Below are 21,294 nucleotides of genomic sequence, written 5' to 3' on the forward strand. Positions count from 1 at the left end.
GAGCCCATCCCCGTGCCGACGTCCGACCACACCGACCTGCTCCTGCCCTCCGAACCGGGCCAGCGCGCCCTGGCCCGAGAGCTGTACGCCCTCGCGGCGGAGCAACCCATCATCTCGCCGCACGGGCACGTCGACCCGGCCCTGCTGGCCGAGGACCAACCCTTCCCGGACCCGGCGCGGCTGCTCATCGTGCCGGACCACTACCTGACCCGGATGCTGCTCAGTCAGGGCGTCCCCCCGGCGGAGCTGGGTGTGCCCACCCGTGACGGCAGCCCGGTGGAGACCGACGGCCGGGTGATCTGGCGACGCTTCGCCGCGCACTGGCACCTGTTCCGGGGCACCCCGTCGCGGCTCTGGCTGGAGCAGACCTTCCGCACCGTGTTCGGGGTGCACACGCCGCTTCGCCCGGCCACCGCCGACGCCCTCTACGACGAGATCGCGGCCCGGCTCGCCGAGCCGGACTTCCGGCCCCGGGCACTGTTCGAGCGGTTCGGCATCGAGGTCCTCGCCACCACCGAGTCGCCACTCGACGACCTGGGCCAGCACGCCAAGCTCGCCGCCGACGGCTGGGGCGGGCCGGGCGGCCGGGTAGTCACCACGTTCCGCCCGGACGACGTGGTGGACATGGAGTACGACGGCTGGGCAAGCAATGTGGACCGGCTCGGCGAGCGGGCCGGCGAGGACACCGGCACGTACGCCGGCTACCTGGCCGCGCTGCGGGCCCGGCGGGCCGCGTTCGTCGCCGCCGGCGCCACGTCCTCCGACCACGGCCACCCCACCGCGCGCACGCTGGACCTGACCCCGGCCGAGGCCGAGCGCCTGTACGACCGGGGCCGGCGCGGCACGGCCGACGCCGCCGACGCGGAGGCGTTCCGGGCGCACATGCTCATGGAGTTCGCCCGGATGTCGCTCGACGACGGCCTGGTCATGCAGCTGCACCCCGGCGCGGTCCGCAACCACAACCGGTGGCTGCACGCCCGGCACGGCCGCGACGTCGGCGGCGACATTCCCCAGGCCACCGAGTACGTGCACGCGCTCGCCCCCCTGCTGGAGCGCTACGGCAACGACCCCCGGCTGCGGCTGGTGCTCTACACCCTCGACGAGGACACCTTCACCCGCGAGTTGGCGCCCCTCGCGGGCGGGTACGCCGCCGTGCTGCTCGGCGCGCCCTGGTGGTTCCTGGACTCCCCCGAGGTGCTGCGCCGGTTCCGGGAGGCGGTCACCGAGAGCGCCGGTTTCTACAACACCACCGGTTTCGTCGACGACACCCGGGCGTTCTGCTCCATCCCGGTCCGCCACGACGTGGCCCGTCGGGTGGACGCCGGCTTCCTGGCCCGCCTCGTCGCCGAGCACCGACTGCCGATGGACGAGGCCGCCGAGACCATCGTCGACCTGGCGTACCGGCTGCCCAAACGGGTCTTCAACTTCGGAGGCACCACCAAGTGAGCATCACCATCACCTCCGTCGAGGTGCACGACGTGCGGTTCCCGACCGCCGCCCGGGGCGACGGCTCCGACGCGATCAACCGCGGCGACTACTCGGCGACGTACGTGGAGTTGGGCACCGACGCCGGGGCGACCGGCGCGGGGTTCACCTTCACCAACGGTCGTGGCAACGAGATCACCTGCGCGGCGGTCCGCGCCCTGGCCCACCACGTGCGGGGACGCACGATCGAGGAGATCACGGCCGAGCCGGTGGCGTTCTGCCGCGCACTCAGCGCCGACGCGCAGCTACGGTGGCTGGGGCCCGAGAAGGGCGTCATCCACATGGCGACCGGCGCGCTCGTCAACGCGGTCTGGGACCTGCGGGCCACCCTCGCCGGCAAGCCGATGTGGCGGTTCCTCGCCGAGCTGCCCACCGACGAGCTGGTGGCCAGCGTCGACTTCACGCACATCAGCGACGCGCTCACCCCGGACGAGGCTGCGACCATCCTGGACAAGGGACGCGACGGCCTGGCCGACCGGCTGGCCACGCTCGAACGTGACGGTTTCCCGTCGTACACGACCTCGGTCGGCTGGCTCGGCTACCCCGACGACAAGGTGCGCGCGCTGACCCGGCAGGCGTACGACGAGGGCTGGCGGGCGATGAAGATGAAGGTCGGCGGCCCGCTCGCCGACGACCTGCGGCGGGCCCGGATCATCCGGGCGGAGATCGGCCCGGACGCCCTGTTGATGATGGACGCCAACCAGGTCTGGGGCGTGGACGAGGCGATCACCGCGATGGCCACACTGGCCGAGGTGGACCCGTACTGGATCGAGGAGCCGACCCACGCCGACGACATCCTGGGCCACGCCCGGATCGCCCGGGCGGTCGACGAGCTGACCGGCGGGCGGTGCCGGGTGGCCACCGGCGAGGTGGCCGCCAACCGGGTGATCTTCAAGCAGTTGTTGCAGGCCGAGGCGATCGGCGTGATGCAGGTCGACGCGTGTCGGGTCGCCGGCGTCAACGAGGTCCTCGCCGAGCTGCTGCTGGCGGCGAAGTTCGGGGTGCCGGTCTGCCCGCACGCCGGTGGCGTCGGCCTCTGCGAGTACGTCCAGCACCTGGCGATCTTCGACTACCTGCGGGTGGGCGCCGGCCTGGACGGACGGATGATCGAATACGTCGACCACCTGCACGAGCACTTCGTCGACCCGGTCCGCACCCGCGGTGGCCGCTACCTGCTGCCCGAGCGGCCCGGCTACAGCGCCACCATGAAACCGGCGTCGATCGCCGAGTTCCGCTTCCCGGACGGTCCGGCATGGCGGTGACCGTCGGCGCGTCCCGCCTCGGCCTGGGGGTGCTGCGCCACCTGCCCGTCGAGTCCCGTCCCCTGGTCCGGCCGGGCACCGTGCCGACCGGCATCGTCCATCTGGGGCTGGGGGCGTTCCACCGGGCACACCAGGCCGTCTACACCGAGGCGGCGGTCGGCGCGGCCGGCGGCGACTGGGGCATCGTGGCCGTCGCACCGCGCAGCACCGCCGTGGTCGAGGCACTCGCCGCCCAGGACAACCTCTTCAGTGTCAGCACCCTCTCCGCCACCGGCAGCGAGACCCGGGTGGTGGGCGCGCTGAGCGGCGTACGGCACGCCCCGCACGACCCGGACGCCGTGGTGGCGCTGCTCGCCGATCCGGCCGTGCGGGTGGTGACGTTGACCGTCACCGAGAAGGCCTACCAGCTCGACCCGGTGACCGGGCGGCTTTCCCCGGACTCGGCGCTCGCGGCCGACCTGGCCGGCGGCCGACCGCCGACCACCGTACCCGGGTTGCTGCTGCGAGGGCTGGCCGCGCGGGCCGCCGCGGACGCCGGGCCGGTGGCCCTGGTGAGCTGCGACAACCTGCCGGCCAACGGGCGACGACTGCGCGGCATGCTCGACCAGGCGGTCGGCCGGGCCGCTCAGGTGCCCGCCGGGCTTGTCGAGTGGGTGGCCGGCAACGTCACCTGCCCGGGCACCATGGTCGACCGGATCGTGCCGGCCAGCACCCCGGAGACGATCGACACGGCCCGCCGGGCGCTCGGCGTGACCGATCTGGCCGCGGTGGCCGCCGAGCCGTACGCGCAGTGGGTGATCGAGGACGACTTCCCCGGCGGCCGGCCCGGCTGGGAGCACGCCGGCGCGGTGCTGACCGACGACGCCGGCCCGTGGGAGCGGTTGAAGCTGCGCGCCCTCAACGGCGTGCACTCGGCCGTGGCGTACCTCGGCGCGCTGGCCGGTCGGGAGACGATCGCCGAGGCGCTGGAGATCCCGCACCTGGCCGACGTGCTGCGTCGGTTGATCGCCGAGGACGTCGCGGCCAGCTTCACCCCGCCGGACGGGGTCCGGGTGGTCGACTACGGTGAGCAGGTCCTCGCCCGGTTCGGCAACCCGGCGATCCACCACCGCACCCTCCAGGTGGCGTTGGACGGCTCGCAGAAGCTGCCGCAGCGGATCCTGCACACCATCGTCGACCTGCGCGCGTCCGGCCGGTCCGCGCGCTGGGGTGCGCTCGTCGTGGCGTCCTGGTTGCGCTTCGCGCTGGGGTACGCCGACGACGGCCGCCCGCTGCCGTTGCAGGATCCCCTCGCCGGGCCGATCCGGGCCGCCCTGGACGCCGGCGCGCAGACCCCGGCCGGCGCGGTGGACGCCGTCTTCGCACTGCGTGAGGTCGTCCCGGAGGAGGTGGCCGCCGACGACGAGGTCCGCGCCGAGGTGACCGCCTGGCTGACCGCGCTGGGACGACACGGCGTCGAGGCCACCCTGGCCGGTGCCCGGTGAGTCCACCGCCGGTCGGTGCGCGGTGACCGGCGGGGCGACAGCGCCGTCGCCCCGGGTGGCGGTGATCGGGGCGAACGGGCACGGTCGCTGGCACCGGCGGGTGCTCGCGCCGTTGCACGCCGCCGGCCGGTTACGGCTTGTCGCCCTGGTCGACGTCCGGCCGGTGGAGGACGATCCGGCGGCGCCGGTGCCGCCCGGGGTCAAAATGTTCACCGACCACCGGGCGATGCTCGCCGCCACCCGCCCCGAGGTGGTGGTGATCTGCACGCCGCCGCACACCCACCTGGCGATCGCCCGGGACGCCCTGACCAGCGGTGCGGACCTGCTGCTGGAGAAGCCGCCGGTGTTGTCGCTGGCCGAGCACGAGGAGCTGACCCGGGCTCTCGCCGCCGCCGGCCGGGTCGCCCAGGTCGGCTTCCAGGCGCTCGGCTCGGCCGCGCTCACCGCGCTGACCGACGCGTTGGCCGCCGGCCGGCTGGGTACGGTCACCGGCATCTCCAGTGTCGCCGCCTGGCAACGGCCGGACGCCTACTACGCCCGGTCCCCCTGGGCCGGTCGACGAAGCCTGGACGGTCGGCCGGTGCTGGACGGCGCACTCGTCAACCCGCTCGCGCACGCGGTGATGCAGTGCCTGGCGATCGGCGAGGCGCTCGGCGGGGCGACGCCCTGGCCGGCCGTGATCGAGGTGGAGCGCTACCGGGTCCGGCCGATCGAGGTGGAGGACACCGCAGTGCTGCGGGTCCTGTTCCGCGCCGGCCCACCCGTGCTGGTGGCGGTGACCCTGGCCGCTGAGGAGTTCGTGGCGGGCGAGGTGGTGGTGACCGGCACGGCGGGCCAGGCGGTGCTGGAATACCCGACCGACCGGCTGCGGCTGCCCGGGGACGTGGTGACCCGCCGCGTGCCGGGGCGGCAGGGGTTGCTGGAGAACCTGCTCGCGCACCGGGTCGACCCGACGGGGGTGCCGCTGATCGCCCCGCTGGCCCGTACCGCGCCGTTCACCGCGCTGCTTGACGCGTTGCGGTCCGCGCCGGAGCCGCGACTGCTCGACGGCGACCTGGTGACAGACGTCGGGGCGGGCGGGCAACGGGTGCGCCACCTGCGCGGCGTGGTCGACGTGTTGCGTCGGTCGGCCGAGCGGGGGGCGCTGCCGAGCGAGTTGGCGGTGCCGTGGGCGAGCGCCGGGTACCGCGCGGACGTGACGGGATAGGGGGTCCGCCCCGACTCCGGCGGGCCTCATCGGACAGTTCGTCAGACTGTGAAGGGACCACAGCGATGCGCAGACCCCTCCTCGGCGTGCTGGTGCTCGCCCTCCTGTTCGTCGCCGCACCGGGCGCCGCCCGCGCCGACGTCCGGTCCACCGAGCGGCTCTCCTGGCCGGCACGTCACCTCGGCCGGCAGGCCCTGCCCGAGCGGGACGGCTGGGCCGCCGAGGGTGCCGGCACCACCGGCGGCTCGACGGCCACCCCCGAACGGACCCGGGTGGTGCGCAGCCGGGCCGAGCTGATCGCCGCCCTGGGCGGTGACAACGCCAGCAACGCCGCCGACGCCACGCCGAAGCTCATCTACGTCGACGGTGCCGTCGACGGCTTCGAAGGGCCGGACGGCACGTCGCTGAGCTGCGCCGACCTGGCCGACCCGGGGTACCGGTTGGACGCCTACCTGGCCGCGTACGACCCGGCGGTGTGGGGTCGAGTGGCACCGGCCGGGCCGCTGGAGGAGGCCCGGGTGCGCTCGGTGACCAACCAGACCCGGCAGACCCAGCTCAACGTCGGCCCGAACACCACCATCGTCGGGCTGCGCGGTGCGCGACTGACCGGGCTCACCCTCATGATCGACCGGGCGTCGAACGTCATCGTCCGCAATCTGACCCTCGTCGACGCCCGGGACTGCTTCCCCGCCTGGTCGCCGACCGACGGCGAGGCCGGCAACTGGAACAGCCAGTACGACCAGATCTCGGTCCGCCGCAGCGAGCACGTCTGGGTCGACCACAACACCTTCACCGACGGCGACAACCCGGACAGCGCCCAGCCTGTCTACTTCGGGCGGCCCTACCAGGTGCACGACGGGTCGTTGGACGTCACGCACACCGCCAGCCTGGTCACCGCGTCCTGGAACCGCTTCACCGGACGGGACAAGCTGCTGTTGATCGGCTCGTCCAACACCGTCGGCCCGGACGTGGGCCGGCTGCGGGTCACCCTGCACCACAACCTCTTCGATGGCGTCCTGCAACGGCTGCCCCGGGTGCGGTTCGGTCAGGTCGACGTCTACAACAACCACTACCGGCTCGGCGGGAGCGACTTCCAGTACGCCCTCGGCGTCGGGGTCCAGTCGGCCATCTACGCACAGAACAACTTCTTCACCCTGGACGCGCTTGTCGACCCGGCCGACCTGCTCTACGACTGGGGTGGCACCACGCTGACCGAGCGGGGCTCCTGGGTGCGCCGGGGCGATGGTCCGGCCCGGCCGGTCGACCTGTTGGCGGCGTACAACGCGAGCCATGACCCGGACCTGGGAGCCGACGCGGGATGGACGCCCACCCTGCGCCGCGAACCCGTCCTACCGGCCCCGCTGGTGCCCCTGCTGGTGGGCCCGCTCGCCGGCGCCGACCGGTTGCCGATCTGACGGCGCGGCGCGCCCGCACTCGCGGTCGGGTCGGCGACGTAAGGGCTCATCGATGTGGTGAAGATCGGCTATAAGTGACGCATGGACTTCCCGCCGCACCTGGGCAGCATGCCGATGCACGCGATCACCGAGATCCACGGCGAACCGGGCCTGCTGGAGCGCTTCCGGTTGGAGGTCCGGCAGTTCGACGACGCCGCCCGCGAGCGGTTGACCGCCGCGCTCGACCTGGCCGCCGAGTTGCACCGCGACGACCGGCGCGTTCGCGAGCCGTACCTCAACCACCTGTTGCGGGTGGCGATCCGGTTGATGCACCACTACCAGGTGCGCGACGTGGACGTGATCGTCGCCGGCCTGCTGCACGACGCCGTCGAGGACCACCCGGCCGAGCTGGCCGACGGCGACGCCGGCCCCGACCCGACCGCGGCCGCGCTGGCGGCGCTCGCCGCGCGGTTCGGCACGCGCGTCGCGACGCTCGTCGCCGCCGTCACCAACCCGGTGTACGACCCCGAGCGGGACCGCAACACGCAGTACCGGGAGCACCTGGCGGTCAGCCTGGACCGGGAGCCCTGGGCTCGGGTGATCAAGGTGTCGGACTTCACCGACAACGGCGTCGGGGTGATCCACACGGTCGGGCCGAAGGTCGTCTCGTCGGCCCGGAAGTACCGGCCGCTGGTGCCGGTCTTCCGGGACCTGATCGGCCGGCCGGACACACCGTTGTCGCCGGCGGTGAAGCGACACATCTTCGGGCAGCTCGACCTCGCCGAGGAGCGGTTCAGCGCCATCCTGGACCAGCCCGCGCACTCCACCTCCACCTGACCGGCCTCCGGATCACCCGACCGGGTTCCGTGACAAGTTCTCGGATCTTTGCCGCAGCCTGCGGCATTACGGTGATTTTGCGTCAGTTGGGAGGCGAAAGTCCTCTTGGTCGAAGTTGCTGACGTAACCCCGATCGAGAGGACTCGGACCATGCGCGACCTTTCTCGTCGCGACCTGCTCAAGGCGACGGCCGTCGGCGCCGGAGCGGTCGCCCTCCCCGCAGTGATTGCCGGCAGTTCGGCGTTGGCGGCGGACGGCCCGTCCACTGGTGGTGAGAAGTTCCCGCCCGCCAGGTTGACCGGCCGGATCGTCCGTCCCCAGAGCCCCAACTACGCGGAGGCGAGCCTCGGCTGGGACGAGCTGTTCGTGCGCTACCCACTGGTGATCGTCTTCGCCCAGGAGACCCAGGACGTCGTCAACGCCCTCACCTGGGCTCGGCAGCACGACGTCGCGCTGCGGGTACGCAGCGGTCGGCACAGCCTGGAAGGCTGGTCGAACGTCGACAACGGCATTGTGATCGACGTCAGTGAGCTGAAGGACGTCCACATCGACCCGGCCGCCCGCAAGGCGAAGCTCGGCGCGGGGCTCACCCAGTCCGAGGCGGTCGCCGCACTCGGGGAGTACGACCTGGCGGCGACGACCGGAGGCGAGGGGACCGTCGGCCTGTCCGGTGCGACTCTCGGGGGCGGTCTCGGTTTCCTCACCCGCTACATCGGCATGGCCTGCGACAACCTGATCGGCGTGGAGATCGTCGTCGCGGCGGGGGCCGACGGCGCCAAGGTGCTCCAGGTGGACCCGTGGAACCACGCGGACCTGCTCTGGGCGCTGCGCGGCGCCGGAAACGGCAACTTCGGGATCGTCACGTCCCTGACCTACCAGGTGGCCCCGCTGGAGAGCGTCGCCTACCTGCAGGCGACCTGGCCGGGCCTCGACAACCTGCACGACATCTTCGACATTTGGCAGCACACCGCACCGTTCGCCGACCCTCGCCTCGGCACTCAGGTCGAGGTCCACCCGGACAAGATCCTGCTGTTCGCGGTGCTCGCCGAGGGTTCGGAGGCCGAGGCGAGGAGGCTGCTGGAACCGCTCCTCTCCATCGGCGACCCCGAGGTCACCGTACAGGTCGGCGGCTGGAGCGAGACGTACGCCGGATTCCAGGTCCCGAGCGCCGACGACCCGGCAAAGTGGAAGTTCTACTCACAGTTCACCAGGGAGCCCTTCCCGGCAGAGGCGATCAGCATCGTCCGCCGGTTCATGGAGAAGGCTCCGTCGCCGGACAGCAACTTCTTCAGTCAGGCCTTTGGCCGCGGAGCCCAACGGCAGGAGCCCTTCGGTGGGGCGGCGTTCGCGCACCGCGACGCGCTCTTCTACTCCGAGCCCGGCGCGGGCTGGGGCACTCGCGGCGAGCCGGACAGCGACGACGCCATCACCCCGATCGCCCAGGCATGGATCGCCGAGTTCAGCCTGGCGCTGCGGCCCTATGTGGACGGCGCCTACGTCAACGTGCCGAACATCGGCATGGCGGAGTGGGAGGAAGCCTACTGGGGGCGCAACTTCCCACGGCTGCGCAAGATCAAGGCGAAGTACGACCCGCACAACGTCTTCCAGTACGAGCAGAGCATCCCGCCCGCGACCCACTGACCCGGCTGGCCGACGGCGAGGGTGACACCACCCACGCCGCCGGCCACCACCAACCTCGCCCACCCACCCACCTTGTGCATAGCCCACCCCACCCCGCCCCACCTTGCCGCCACCCCAACCCAAGCGGGGTCAACTCGGCGGGCTTGAGCACCACCAGGTTGCCGGCGGCGAGGGCCGGGACCGTGCCGCAGCCCCAACCCCAACCCATCTGCCGCAACCCCAACCCACCTCGTGCCCAGCCCCCGCCCCGTCCCACCTTGTGCGGTCCTTTGCTCTGCACCCGCGGAGGCGACACTCACGGTCTGTAGCTGGCGCCTCCGCAGGTGCAGAGCAAAGGACGCGGAGACAGCCGGCGTCGCCGGGCTGAGGCCGAGCCGGGCCGGGCGAGGGCCGGGCGAGGCGAGGCGAGGCGAGGCGAAACTAGAGCAGGCACCGGTGCCGGGATCGGCCAACCGCACCAGCACCCCGGCGACGAAGCCCACCGCGCGACCTCCCCGTTGCCCATGCCGGTGCGCCCTGCCCGGTTCGGCACGAGGATCGCGGAGGGCCCGTCACCCGAGCGTCACCGCCACCGCCACGTGCTCGGACGCGGCCCGGACTGTCGGGAACTGAGCACCCCCACAGTCGTCCCGCGGGCGTCAGGAGGACGCGGGCTCGTCGAGAACGACGCGCAACGGGTGCGGGGCGGTGGCGGCGAGGTCGCCAAGGACGGTGAACAACAGGGCGTACTGATCGGCCGGCTCATCGGCCAACAGCTGACCGGCGTCGTCGATCAGCAACGTGAGCGGACCGGCGTCCAGCCGGTCCCGGAGCACGTCGGAGAGGGCGTCCCAGGTGTCCCCCAGGTACGCCGGCAGGGACAGCACCGCGGCGAGCGCGGTGAACAGCCCGGCCCTGGTCCGGCTCGCCGCTCCGGTCAGCACCACCGCGCCGGGCACACTCAGAGCGTCATCGCGGCGGACGATCAGCCAGCTGGGCGGTCGACAATCGTCCCCGTCGAACATCAGGTGCCTCCTCCGCTGGCCGGACGACTCTGCCGCGCGGGGCCGGCCGAGAGCGGCAGGCCGGTCCCGGGGTGGGTCAGAGTCGGTAGAAGTCGGTGTAGTGGTTGGGCGAGAACCAGGTGACCCCGGTGCTGCGGTTCACGACGATCCGGTACGCGTCCCGGGCGGCGCCCTGGGTGCGCGGGTAGACGTCGTACTCGTAGTAGGTCGCGTTGGTGGGCAGTTGACCCTCGTAGTTGTAGAACTGCCCGCCGGCGAAATTGGACTTCCCACCGCTCCAGGAGTACCAGCCGCGGCTGGTCGGGAACCCCTTGGCCGACCAGCCCGAGCGGGCGGTGCGGGCGTCCGCGCAGCGGCTCATGGTGCAGGAGCTGTAGACCGCAGCCGAGGCCGAGTCGGTCAACCGGGGAGAGACCACGGACGGGCCGACAAGCGCGGCGGCGACCAGGGCAAGGAGCAGGGCGAGGGTGGTGGTACGCCGGCGGATCGCGCCGGGCGTGGCCAGCGGGGACACGAGGGTGGACACAGGCTGCCTCCAGACCATCCAGTTCATCGATCCGCGTCACTATCGGATCAGGCCCAGTCTCGCCGATGCCTGTCGACAACGACAGCCCTCGTCGGCCCAATGCTCAGTGAACCTCCGACAACCCGGAGGTTGTCCACGCCTGACCGGCACGCGACGGGGCGCAACCGCACGGTCGGCTCATTCAGAATCGGCGTGGCGGCGGGCATATCGGTCACCGGTTGTTAGCGTGACGGGCGGATCCGTGAGCATGGAGGGGTGCCATGACGGACGCCCCCGATGGGAGGCCGAGGCCCGCGGACCAGTGGCGACACCGGGGCATCCGCGGGCTGTTCGTCGCCCGCGACGTGAGTGTTCGCGGGTGGCGGTGGTGGGCGCGGAGCTGGGATCGGCTGGTCGCCGCCCTCCAGGACGAGGCACCCGTCAACTCCGCAGCCGCGCCGACCCCGTCCGGCCCGCTCGTCGAGCAACGCGACGCGCCCCGACTGATCGTGGTGCCCGCGCGGGGTTACGTCTACTCGTTCTCCATCCGCGCCACGTTCGCCTGGTCGTCGCCGGTGAGCCTGCGGTCCGAGGTGCTGAGCTGGTACGTGCAGTATTTCCAGCCGACGGCGGTCCAGCGGCTGACCCGGCTCGCCGCCGACGCCGCCCGGGACCTGCCACCGCACCGGGCCGGTGACCTGGAGGTGGCGTTGCAGCAGGCGCTCGCCGACGAACCGGAGTGGACCTACCAGCGAGGTGACATCGTCATCACCTGCCGCCCCGACGCCGCCGTCCGCCTCGACGATCGGATCATGCCGGCGCTCCAGGCGCACGTCGACCGGATGGTCACGCTGGAGTACCAATTCGACGAGCAGCTCCGTAAGGCCCGGTACGCCGAGGAGCTGAGCCGCCAGTGGACGACGATCCTCGGCGCCCATGCCGAGGACCGCGACGTGGCCGACGCCCGCGACCAGATGCTCACCGCGCAGAAGGAAGCCGCCCGCTGGGTCACGGAGCTCCTGCTCCGCCACACCGAGCACCCCGCGGGCTCAGCAACCGCACCCCCGGCGCCCACACCACAGCGCCGGACCATCACAGGCTGTTGACGGCCTGGGAGACGCGCAGAACCGCGTCGGCGACGGCGGTAACAGTTCCGGCGCCTGTCAGCAGGGCCGGCAGCAGGCTGCGGATGCCCTCCACGTTGGGCCGGGGCTCCGCCGCGTAGGCGGCAGCAGTGCCCGCCAGCTGCGTCAGCCGTTCGGCCTCGCGAATCTCGGTCCGGTGCTTCGCAACCTCGTCGACCAGGGCAGCGACGAGCCCGGAGAGATCCGAACCTCGACTGAGGTCGTTGCTCCTGTTGTGCACCTGTGCGTGGTCACCGAAAACGTTCGCCTCACCGCTGATGTCGCCGCCAAAGTTGAACTGACTCACAGACTCATCCTCCCGAGTCGCCCGCCGGTCGGCCCTGCGGGACACCAACCGATCAGTCGACGTGGTCATCGCGATCGAAATTAGACATTCGTCCGTGGTTGCCGAAGATGTTGCCCCGGCCGGACACCTCCCCGATGTTGGTGATGTTGTTGATGATCCGCTGCCTTCCGGCGGCAATGTCGGACGTATCGATGCCCTTTTCCTCAAGAAACGCGACCAAACAGTCGATCACCCCTCGCTGCATCCGCACCAGACAGTCACGCACATCCGCGATTTCGAAATAGCTCACGATGTTCGACGCTGCCGCGAGTTCTCGAGCGCTGAAAGGTGCCCCGTAGTCGTAGCGTCGACCCTCCTGGAGGGCCTCGTAGTGCCGCTGCGTTCGATCCTCGTGCGCCTCGGCCAGATCGACACCCCGGTCCGAGCGCAGGAAAAACTCGGCAACGAGAGTGCGCCACGCCGCGATGACCATGGCCCGGGTGGCCGAGCGCCCATGAAGCGGGCTCAGATCCTCCCCGAACAGGCCGTAGAACCCCGTGGCGGGCGCGGAGTCGCGAAGGACGGGTGGCAGAACGTAGGCGACGAACTCGCAGGACAGAATGCCCTGGTCGAGGGTGTAACGGGCGAAGAGGGTGACGACGATCTGGCCGCCCACGAGGCTCTTCGCCAGACACACATAGGTTCTGGCCTGTTCCCCCGGGGCGTCGCTGCCCAGATCCACCCAGGATGTGTCCAGCCGGGATGGTGGGCGTGTCTCGTCCGGATGGAACAGCCCCTCGCATTCCGGCAGCACGTCCCCCCGCACGTAGATCCGCTTGGTGACCTCGATGTCACTCAGCCCGAGCCGGGACCGAGCGAGCCGCATCAGGTCGTCGTGCAGTTCTCGGATGGAGAAGGAGGCGGGCAGCTGCGTACCGTCCCGGTTCTTCTCCCTCGGGCGGCCGGCATCGATGGGTGGCAGGGCCCAGCGCCCGATCTCGGTGCCGCTGCCAACGAAAGGGCTGCCCGCGGAGACCTCGAAGACGATCATGTTGGCGTCCTGCAGGGCGGCGAGCTCGTCTTCCAGGTCCAAGCCGACCTCCGGCACCTGGGCGGCCAGGGCCTCCTCGTCCTCCTCCGCCATGGTCCTGATCGCCGCCGTGCGGGTCTCCTGAAGGCTGAGGAAGGTCGCGCGCCACCCGAATCCGCACGCCACGGCGATGAGAGGTAGCGAGAACAGTGCCGTCACCAGCCCGCCGCGCCACAGGAGGAAGATGCTGAGCGCGACCACACCGAGCACCGCGTAACGCGTCAGCGCGACAGCGCTGTACAGCTTCCGCCAATGGGTGTCGGCCGCCTGCGCGTGCCGGACCAGCGCCACCGCGTCCACCCCGAAGGAGGGACACCATGCCTTCGGATTGTCGACGCTGTACTCCAGCAACACCTCCGCCGCCAACGTCGGATGCAGGTGCATGGCGCAGCACATTTGTCGGCTTGCCAGGTCTTTCGGCACCGCGGGCAGCGTCGACCCCTCACCGGTACGACCGTTCATCGTATCGGCAGCGTCTTTCGCACTGACACTTCTCGGAATTGACGGGGCCATGCCGGGACAGTAATTCCTGCACTGTCAATGTGCTGTCCATGATCTTTCAGTGCTTGCCGCCGTTTCGACTGCGCACCCTCTCCCTCGTCATCGGCGGCCGGGCGTGCATCAAGCCTCACCGCTTGACCGTCGTTCCGTAGATGACAGCCAGACCGATGCCCCCAACGGTTAGAGCCAACACGGCGGTCCGGAAGGGATCCCCGGTGTCGAATCCCTGAACGAGACTCGCGAGGCCAGCGACAATGCCGACTGCGACGGCGATCTCGTGCCGAAGTTTGGTCGCCGGCCCTTCGCTGGTCACGGCGTTGCCCCCTTCAGAGGACGGCCGATGAATTGCCGTGGGGTCCGCCGCCGCCGGCTGCGGCGTGGGAAGTGGTGGGCTCGCACCGGTAACCACCGGCGTGGGCGCGGTGGGGGGCAACGGGGTGTGCGGCAGCACGGGGGCAATCGGGTACGTCGGCAGCGGGTGCGCGGGTTGGATCGCAGGTCGGCGCAGCCAACCGTGGTCCACCTGGACGACCGGTGAGGGTGCGATTGGTCGCACTACCGTGGGCGGAGCCACGACGGGCGGCAGGACAGGAGACATCGTCGTCTGGGCATGGATCGCCGGCCGCTCCGAACGCCGGCGACGCCAGGCCCTGATGGGTAGGGCGACCGGAACAATCAACACCGTGTTGACGGAGCTGAAAAGGAGATAGATCGCCAGCGTCGAGCTGACGGGATCAAGTGGGTCCGCGGTGGAGTTCGTCGGAGGGCCTACAAACATCGCTACGGCAACGAGGGCGGTGAGTAACCCAGCCAGCATGTGGGCGCCGTACACGAGCCGGTGGAGTTTTCTTTTCGTCAGCCACCATTCGGCCAGGCTTCCGGGCAGGCGGAGGAACGCCGCTACCAGGAAGCCTCCGAAGAAGCCATACGACAGCGTTGCGTCCTCCTGGGCCGCCATGCTGGGGGCCATGAAGATGGCCACGACGGCGAGGAGAACCGTGTTGAACCAGAACATTGCGGGAAGCGCGGCCAGCGACCCACGCTGGGCGCCGACCTGAGCAGGCTTGCCTGCGTTCCGCCAGATCCGGAGGCCGGCGATGGCCGCAGCTACGACAAGTCCACACAGCGCCACCATGAAGTCGGCGAAAACGGCGAGGGCCGTTCCACCGGTTACCGGGGCGTCGCCCGTGGCCGGGGTCGTGGGTGGCGCAGTAAGCATCATGAGTCCAAAACCCAGCCCGACGATGTGGCTGAGGAGGATCGATCGATATGCGTACTGGCGGGCAAGGAACCATTCCAGGGGGACGGAGAAGGCCCGGACCGATCCCAGAATACAGAACGCGGCCACATAGCCGATCACCGGCGACTCGTCCTCGGCAGAGACGAAGCCGGACCCGCCGAGGATGCAACTCAGTGCCACCACTAATAGGTTGCCGGCCACCCACTGCCACACGGGTCGACCAGGACGGCGACCATCTTGCACGTTGCCCATTGACGGAACCTGTTGCTGACCGGAGAAGACGGGATAGGTCACGCATCGTATCCTGCTTCATCACTGGACCAACACGCTCACCCGGAAAGGTACGCCTCGCACCCGAATGGATGATGAGGTGTCAATTTTCCTCAGATCACCGGCTAATGACGCAGCACCATTCGGTGCCCGGACCACCGTCGTAGTCGCCGTCATCGACGGTCAGCCTGCCGTCGGGCGTCGCGCCGCTGTCCGCCGCCCCGCGTCAGTGCGAACCGCCTCCCGGGATGGACTCCGGCATGGGTCTTCCCGTCCATGCCCACATCTCCAGTGCGTGCCGGTCGACGAGCGTGATGTCGAGCTGTCGGGCGATCTGGATGCCGTCACCCGCGGTGAAGAAGCTGTTCGTCACGAGCAGGCAGATCTCGCCACGGTGGATGTGCCGGCAGGTGCCGGCGAACCGCTGGATGGCGGCGCTGCCCACCCGGTTGCCGATGCTCTGCCGCTTGCACTGCGCCACGACGCGTCGGCCGTCCGGGGCGACGGCCGTGACGTCTGCTCCCCGGTCACCGGGGCCGCCGCACACCTGCACGTTCCGAAACCCGGACGCGACAAGGATCCGCGCGAACCACTGCTCGAACTCGGGCCCGCTCATCGCATCGGTCACCGCGATCAGCATGTCCCGCTCAGCCTGGTCGGCCCGCTCGCGGGCACGCTGCTTCGCCGCGATGAGACCGACGGTGGTCGCCCCTGCCAGGACGAGGCTCAGCAGGAGGGCGGTCCAGTATGGATGCCGCTGGACGAAGTCGATGACCATGCGCAGGAGCACGAGACCGACGACGGCGCAGAGCAGCAGGGACCAGCCGTTGGCCGACCTGCCGCCTCCGGACACGCGGCGGACCGTCGATCGCCGCCGGGCACTGCCGGTGCGCCGTCTCCGGTAGTGGGCCCGAACCCGGGCTCCACCCCTCCTGGTGTGTGATCTGACGTACGGCACGAGGCACCTCCCCGTTCGCGGAAGCCTCAGTCTTATGGCAGCCTCCGACAAACCGCGTGCATGCCCGTCAAGAGTGTCCGGTACCCGTCTGTCTACGTGCTGGGCCTGTCATCTCGCCGTCTGACTGGTCTCGCCGTACTCGCCGCGGATGGGTAGGTAGTAGGCGGGCAGGAAGCCGGCGATGATGGCGACGCCCGCGATCGGCACGAACGCGCCGACGAGGATGCCGGAGCCGATCCAGACCAGCGCGAGCGCGAATCGGCGGCCGATGGCCCGGACGCCGAAGGCGCCGAGGGTGGGGTCCAGTAGTTTGACGCGGCGCAGGTAGAACCAGATGACGTTGAACAGGGCCGCCGCCATCCACAGTGTGCTGCCGTAGACGAGGACCGCGGTCCGCAGGCCGTGCTCCGCGCGGAGCGCGCCGGCGAGGAGGGACGTGGAGAACGGCAGGAACGCGATGACCATCAGGAGCAGCGTGTTGAGGAACAGGATTCCCCGGTCGACGTGTCGGACGCGGTCGAACATGACGTGATGGTTGACCCACACCTGTCCGATGAGCAGGAAGCTCAGCGAGTAGGCCAGGTACGACGACCAGAGCGCCCCGAGGCCCCGCAGGAGGTGCCCGAAGTCCGGCGGCGGTTGGATCTCCAGCACGAGCAGTGTCACGGCGATGGCGAAGACGCCGTCGCTGAAGGACACCAGCCGACCCGGGTGACGGGTCAGTGGCGGGGCGACCCGCTGGGCATTCACCCCCTCATAATGCTCTATGCCCTGATTTGTTCCGAGCAGTGCCGGCTCAGGCCGCCAGCGTGGCGTAGCGTCCGTTGCGGTTCAGCAGGCTGTCGTGGGTGCCGGACTCGACGATCCGGCCGTGGTCGAGCACCGCGATCTGGTCGGCGTCGCGCACTGTGGACAACCGGTGGGCGATGGTGATCGTGGTACGCCCCTCGGCGAGCGCGTCGAAGGCCCGCTGCACGGCCCGCTCGGTCTCGGTGTCCAGGGCGCTGGTGGCCTCGTCGAGGACCAGGATCCGCGGGTCGCGCAGCAGCGTGCGAGCGATGGCGAGGCGTTGTTTCTCGCCGCCGGAGAAGCGGTGGCCACGGGAGCCGACCATCGTGTCGTACCCGTCGGGCAGCCCGGCGATCAGGTCGTGGATCCGGGCGGCGCGGGCGGCGTCCTCGATCTCGGTGTCGGTGGCTCCCGGCCGGGCGTAGCGCAGGTTCTCCCGGACGGTGGTGTGCAGCAGGTACGTCTCCTGGCTGACCACGCCGACGATCGCGGCCAGGTCGGCCAGGCGCAGGTCGCGCAGGTCGACGCCGTCGACGGTGACCCGGCCGGCGGTCGGGTCGTGCAGGCGGCTGACCAGGCCGGCGAGGGTGCTCTTGCCGGAGCCGGTCTCGCCGACCAGGGCGAGGCTGGTGCCGGCGGGCACGTCGAGGGTGATCCCGGCGAGGGCTGCGGTGTCGCTGCCCGGGTAGCCGAAGGTGACGTCCTCCAGGCGCAGGTGCCCGCGTACCCGGGTGGGGTCGAGGTGGACGGGCTCGGCGGGGTCGGCCACGTCGACGGGTAGGTCGAGGTATTCGAAGATCCGGGCGAAGAGCGCCAGTGACGCGGTGAGCGAGACGCCCACGTTGAGCAGGCCCATCAGCGGGCGGAACAGGCCGCCCTGCAGGGCGGTGAACGCGACCAGGGTGCCGATGCTCAGGGTGCCGGCGGTGCCGGGCAGGCCGGCGGCGAGGTAGATGACCGCGGGTACGGCGGCGAAGATGATGCTCATCGAGGCCATCCGCCAGCGGCCGGCCAACTCGCTGCGCAGTTCCAGGTCGACGAGTCGCTCCGAGGAGGCGGTGAACCTGTCGATAAGCGCGGGGCCGGTGCCGAGGGTCTTGGCGAGTTGCACGCCGCTGATCGACAGGCCCTCCTCGACTGTGACGTTGAGGTCGGCGAGTTCGCCTTGCCGCTGGGCGGTGATCTCGCGGCGCATCCGGGCGACCCGGCGGGTCAGCCAGATGGCCGGCGGCAGCACCACGAGCGAGACGAGGGAGAGCTGCCAGGAGAGCGCGACCATGGCGACGGCGGTGGCGACCACCGTGGTGAGGTTGGCCGCGACGGCGGTGGCGGTGGAGGTGACGACCGACTGCATGCCGCCGATGTCGTTGGTGATCCGCGACTGCACCTCGCCGGTGCGGGTGCGGGTGAAGAAGCCCAGCGACTGGCGCTGGAGGTGGCTGAAGACGTCGGTGCGCAGCCGGTGCATGACCCGCTGCCCGACCTGGGTGGAGATCCAGGTCTGCACGACGCCCAGGGCGGAGGTCACGGCCGCGACGGCGACCATGCCGAGGACCAGCCAGACCAGCAGGGTCACGTCGCCCTGCGGCAGGGCGCGGTCGATCACGGTACGCAGGAGGAACGGGGTCGCCATCGCGATGATCGAGGACAGCACGATGATCATGGTGACCACGGCCAGGGCGGGCCGGTGGGGGGTGAACAGGCGGCCGATGCGGCGCAGCGACACCTGGCGGGCCTGCGTCTTCTCTTCGGCGCTGAGAGTGCGGTGGCCGCGGTCGCGGCCCTTCGGGGTGGGCTCCAAGGGGAACTCCTTCCGGAGGCGATATGCTGAGGTTACCTCAACATGAGGGAACAACCACATTTGCTGCTACGGTATTCCGGTGACCGAGGACACCACCGGGGCCGGCGACGACGACAGCCTGGCCGAGGCGTTCTGGGCCGTGGCGTCCCGTCTGCGCCGGCAGACCAAGGAGTCGTTGACCCCCTGGGACATCACGCCCAGCCAGTCCCGAGCCCTCGGTGTGCTGGGCCGCCACGGTGAGGTACGCCCCGGCACCCTCGCCGAGCACCTGCGCATCGCGGCCCGCTCGGCGACCGAGGTCGTCGACGACCTGCAGGCCCGTGGGCTTGTCGAACGCCGAGGAGACCCGGCCGACCGACGGGCGACCCTGGTCGCCCTCACCGAGGAGGGCAAGCGCGTCGGCGCCGCCATCCGGACCGCCCGCCGAGCCGAGGCCGACCGCTTCTTCGGCCACCTCAACGACACCGACCGCGCCGAGTTGGCCCGCATCCTGCGCACGCTGCGCGCCTGACACCACAGGTTTACCCACGCCGGGCGCGGGTAGCCAGCGACCCCTCTCGGGGGGACGAGGTGACAGGAGGACGCTCGTGCCGCTGGTGCCACACCCGAACAACCACCCCGGCTGATGTGCGGGATCAGCGGGGAGGCACGCTTCGACGGCCGTTCACCCGACGCGGCGGCGGTCACCCGGATGACCGAGGCGATGCGCTCGCGCGGCCCGGACGACGAGGGCCTGTTGACTGACGGTTGGGTGACCCTCGGGCACCGGCGGCTGACCATCATCGATCTGTCCGACGCCGGCGGCCAACCGATGGTGCGCGACGACCTGGGCCTGGCCCTGGTCTTCAACGGCTGCGTCTACAACTACCCGGAGCTCCGCGAGGAGCTCCGCAACGCCGGATACGAATTCCACTCCACCAGCGACACCGAGGTGATCCTGGTCGCGTACGCGCACTGGGGTGAGCGTTTCGTCGACCACTTGGTCGGCATGTTCGCGATCGGGCTCGTCGACCGGACCCGGCGTCGGCTGGTGCTGGCCCGCGACCGGCTCGGCATCAAACCGCTCTACCTCGCCGAGACACCCGGGCGGCTCCGGTTCGCCTCCACCCTGCCCGCGCTGTTGCGGGCCGGCGACGTGGACACCGGCATCGACCCGGTCGCGCTGCACCACTACCTGTCCTGGCACTCCATCGTGCCCGCGCCGCGCACCGTGCTGCGCGGGGTACGCAAGCTGCCGCCGGCCACCCTGCGGGTGATCGAGGCGGACGGGCGCAGCCGCGAGGAGGTCTACTGGCGACCCGACTACGTCCGCGAGCCCGCCGACGCGGGGATGGACGCCGCCGACTGGCGGGCCGCCGTCGGCGACGCGCTGCGCACGGCGGTACGCCGACGGTTGGTCGCCGACGTGCCGGTCGGTGTGCTGCTCTCCGGTGGACTGGACTCCAGCCTCATCGTGGCGCTGCTCGCCGAGGCCGGGCAGCAGCACCTGCGCACGTTCAGCATCGGCTTCGACAGCCGCGACGGCGAGTCCGGCGACGAGTTCCACTACTCGGATCTGGTGGCCCGCGCGTACGACACCGACCACCACCGGATCCGGCTCGCCGACGACGACCTGGTGCCCGCCGTACGCCGGGCCGTGCTGGCGATGACCGAACCGATGGGCAGCCACGACGTGGTGGCCTTCCATCTGCTGTCCGAGCAGGTGGCGCGGCACGTGAAGGTGGCGCAGTCCGGGCAGGGCGCCGACGAGGTGTTCGCCGGGTACGGCTACCACCAGCCGCTGGTCGAGGCGCCCCGGCACGGTGCTGCCGAGACGTTCGCCGCCGCGTTCTTCGACCGTGGCCACGACGAACTGCGCGCGATCGTCGGTCCGGCGTACGCGCTGGAGCACGACGCCAGCCGGGACCTGCTCACCGACCACCTCGCCGCGCCCGGGGCGCAGAGCGCGCTGGACGCGGTGCTGCGCCTGGACACCCACCTGATGCTGCCGGACGACCCGGTCAAGCGGGTGGACAGCATGAGCATGGCCTGGGGCCTGGAGGTGCGTACCCCCTTCCTCGACCAGGACCTGGTCACCCTGGCCGCGCACTGCCCACCGGAGCACAAGGTCGCCCAGGGTGGCAAGGGTGTGCTCAAGGAGGTCGCCCGGGAGGTGCTGCCGGCCGAGGTGATCGACCGCCCCAAGGGCTACTTCCCGGTGCCGGCGCTGCGCAACGTGGACGGCCCGGTGCGCGAGCTGGTCGCCGAGGCGTTGCAGGCGTCGGCCGCGCGCGAGCGGGGGCTGTTCCGACCGGAGTACGTGGCACGCCTGCTCGCCGAGCCGGACCGGGCCGAGGCGGCCGCCGGCAGCAACAAACTGTGGCAGCTCGGGCTCCTGGAGCTGTGGCTACAGACCCACGACATCCGCTGAGGCCGC

At 70.9% G+C, this 21,294-nt stretch carries 18 protein-coding genes; 10 read left to right on the top strand and 8 right to left on the bottom strand.

Annotated features, from left to right (window positions below; translation table 11 throughout):
* Window positions 1-12 precede the first annotated feature (12 nt).
* From uxaC to ACGFIW_RS16725, 7 genes are all read left to right on the top strand, one after another.
* On the top strand, window positions 13-1,446 hold the full coding sequence (uxaC, locus tag ACGFIW_RS16695; protein WP_393315832.1) for a glucuronate isomerase: 1,434 nt from the start codon (window positions 13-15) through the stop codon (window positions 1,444-1,446).
* Complete coding sequence (locus tag ACGFIW_RS16700; protein WP_393315835.1) at window positions 1,443-2,747, top strand: enolase C-terminal domain-like protein; 1,305 nt, start codon at window positions 1,443-1,445, stop codon at window positions 2,745-2,747. The genes uxaC and ACGFIW_RS16700 overlap by 4 nt, the downstream gene beginning before the upstream one ends.
* Complete coding sequence (locus ACGFIW_RS16705) at window positions 2,738-4,231, top strand: mannitol dehydrogenase family protein (protein WP_393315838.1); 1,494 nt, start codon at window positions 2,738-2,740, stop codon at window positions 4,229-4,231. The genes ACGFIW_RS16700 and ACGFIW_RS16705 overlap by 10 nt, the downstream gene beginning before the upstream one ends.
* Complete coding sequence (locus tag ACGFIW_RS16710) at window positions 4,221-5,438, top strand: Gfo/Idh/MocA family protein (protein ID WP_393315841.1); 1,218 nt, start codon at window positions 4,221-4,223, stop codon at window positions 5,436-5,438. Before ACGFIW_RS16705 ends, ACGFIW_RS16710 begins: the two co-directional genes overlap by 11 nt.
* Before the next feature lie 65 nt (window positions 5,439-5,503).
* Complete coding sequence (locus ACGFIW_RS16715; protein WP_393315844.1) at window positions 5,504-6,853, top strand: polysaccharide lyase family 1 protein; 1,350 nt, start codon at window positions 5,504-5,506, stop codon at window positions 6,851-6,853.
* Window positions 6,854-6,934: 81 nt separating this feature from the next.
* Window positions 6,935-7,669, top strand: a complete 735-nt coding sequence (locus tag ACGFIW_RS16720; protein WP_393315847.1) for an HD domain-containing protein — start codon at window positions 6,935-6,937, stop codon at window positions 7,667-7,669.
* Between the two features lie 150 nt (window positions 7,670-7,819).
* Complete coding sequence (locus ACGFIW_RS16725) at window positions 7,820-9,310, top strand: FAD-binding oxidoreductase (RefSeq protein ID WP_393315850.1); 1,491 nt, start codon at window positions 7,820-7,822, stop codon at window positions 9,308-9,310.
* A 638-nt stretch (window positions 9,311-9,948) separates the two neighbouring features.
* Here ACGFIW_RS16725 and ACGFIW_RS16730 read toward each other — a convergent pair.
* On the bottom strand, window positions 9,949-10,314 hold the full coding sequence (locus ACGFIW_RS16730; protein ID WP_393315853.1) for a barstar family protein: 366 nt from the start codon (window positions 10,312-10,314) through the stop codon (window positions 9,949-9,951).
* A gap of 76 nt (window positions 10,315-10,390) precedes the next feature.
* Window positions 10,391-10,828, bottom strand: coding sequence for a ribonuclease domain-containing protein (locus ACGFIW_RS16735; RefSeq protein ID WP_393316470.1), 438 nt, complete (start codon window positions 10,826-10,828; stop codon window positions 10,391-10,393).
* 272 nt (window positions 10,829-11,100) lie between these two features.
* Between ACGFIW_RS16735 and ACGFIW_RS16740 the strand changes: the two genes are divergently transcribed.
* Entirely contained in the window at window positions 11,101-11,925 is an 825-nt protein-coding gene (locus ACGFIW_RS16740; RefSeq protein ID WP_393315856.1) for a hypothetical protein, read from the top strand.
* On the opposite strand, the gene ACGFIW_RS16745 is transcribed toward ACGFIW_RS16740, so the two are convergent.
* The 6 genes from ACGFIW_RS16745 to ACGFIW_RS16770 all read right to left on the bottom strand — a co-directional run bounded on the left by ACGFIW_RS16745 (window position 11,912) and on the right by ACGFIW_RS16770 (window position 18,878).
* The gene (locus ACGFIW_RS16745; protein ID WP_393315859.1) at window positions 11,912-12,250 is read right to left on the bottom strand and encodes a hypothetical protein; all 339 of its coding nucleotides are present in this window, start codon (window positions 12,248-12,250) and stop codon (window positions 11,912-11,914) included. The two genes, ACGFIW_RS16740 and ACGFIW_RS16745, sit on opposite strands and share 14 nt — an antisense overlap.
* Before the next feature lie 52 nt (window positions 12,251-12,302).
* The gene (locus ACGFIW_RS16750; RefSeq protein WP_393315862.1) at window positions 12,303-13,781 is read right to left on the bottom strand and encodes a hypothetical protein; all 1,479 of its coding nucleotides are present in this window, start codon (window positions 13,779-13,781) and stop codon (window positions 12,303-12,305) included.
* 166 nt (window positions 13,782-13,947) lie between these two features.
* Complete coding sequence (locus tag ACGFIW_RS16755; RefSeq protein ID WP_393315865.1) at window positions 13,948-15,354, bottom strand: hypothetical protein; 1,407 nt, start codon at window positions 15,352-15,354, stop codon at window positions 13,948-13,950.
* A 202-nt stretch (window positions 15,355-15,556) separates the two neighbouring features.
* Window positions 15,557-16,183 carry a restriction endonuclease gene (locus tag ACGFIW_RS16760; protein WP_393315868.1) on the bottom strand — a complete coding sequence of 209 codons (627 nt, stop codon included), beginning with the start codon at window positions 16,181-16,183 and terminating at the stop codon, window positions 15,557-15,559.
* A gap of 213 nt (window positions 16,184-16,396) precedes the next feature.
* Window positions 16,397-17,038, bottom strand: a complete 642-nt coding sequence (locus ACGFIW_RS16765) for a TMEM175 family protein (RefSeq protein WP_393315871.1) — start codon at window positions 17,036-17,038, stop codon at window positions 16,397-16,399.
* Window positions 17,039-17,084: 46 nt separating this feature from the next.
* The gene (locus tag ACGFIW_RS16770) at window positions 17,085-18,878 is read right to left on the bottom strand and encodes an ABC transporter ATP-binding protein (RefSeq protein ID WP_393315874.1); all 1,794 of its coding nucleotides are present in this window, start codon (window positions 18,876-18,878) and stop codon (window positions 17,085-17,087) included.
* Window positions 18,879-18,957: 79 nt separating this feature from the next.
* Here ACGFIW_RS16770 and ACGFIW_RS16775 point away from each other — a divergent pair, with 79 nt between their 5' ends.
* Window positions 18,958-19,389, top strand: coding sequence for a MarR family winged helix-turn-helix transcriptional regulator (locus tag ACGFIW_RS16775; RefSeq protein WP_393315876.1), 432 nt, complete (start codon window positions 18,958-18,960; stop codon window positions 19,387-19,389).
* 114 nt (window positions 19,390-19,503) lie between these two features.
* Window positions 19,504-21,288 (top strand): N-acetylglutaminylglutamine amidotransferase, encoded by a 1,785-nt coding sequence (locus ACGFIW_RS16780; protein ID WP_393315879.1) that lies wholly within the window; start codon window positions 19,504-19,506, stop codon window positions 21,286-21,288.
* The last annotated feature ends 6 nt before the right edge of the window (window positions 21,289-21,294 follow it).

The organism is Micromonospora sp. NPDC048935, assembly GCF_043197875.1.
GTDB lineage: Bacteria > Actinomycetota > Actinomycetes > Mycobacteriales > Micromonosporaceae > Micromonospora.